The 576-nt window shown below is 43.4% G+C and carries 1 protein-coding gene; it reads right to left on the bottom strand.

The window, feature by feature from the left end:
• On the bottom strand, positions 1 to 467 hold a 467-nt coding region (locus R7R24_RS29025; RefSeq protein WP_318120500.1), incomplete at its 3' end, for a putative sulfate exporter family transporter.
• Positions 468 to 576 lie beyond the last annotated feature (109 nt).

Here is a 576-nt window from a genome sequence, read left to right as displayed (position 1 = left end):
TGACCAATGACGGGGAAGATGAACAACGCTAGAGAGTTGAGTACAAAAACGGTAGCGAGTGCCAAACCTATTTGTTCATCTTTGGCTCTGATTGCTGGTGCGACCGCAGCAATTGCGCTGCCACCACATATCGCAGTTCCGGATGAAATGAGATACGCAGTCGTCGTTTCGAGTTTGATTACTTTGGCGATGAGTGAGCCAATGACGAGTGTGCCGACAATCGTAGCGATAATTAGCCCGATACCATCTGACGTGACAGACAATGCCTGTTCAAAATTGATACCAAACCCTAAACCGATAATAGAATAAGAAAGCAGTTTTTTGGTGAAAGAGGCGATGGGTAACTCAGTAGGAACTAAGCCAAAGCTGGCAAGTAAGAAGCCAATAACAAGTGCAATAGGGGATGACACAAAAGGAGTTAAGCAAAAAAGCAGTGCCAGTCCAAAGGGGATGTACTTTCTGTTCAAGATTTATGATTCATTGTCGTTAGTGAAAGCGAGAGTATATCGCACTGTATCTGGTCAGTTTGTCTTAATGATTTGAACACACGTTCATATAATCTAAACGTCTGCTCAA

It is taken from the genome of Vibrio sp. 704, from assembly GCF_033339295.1.
Note: the sequence above shows the minus strand (reverse complement) of the source record. Positions and strands in the feature narration are given on the sequence as shown.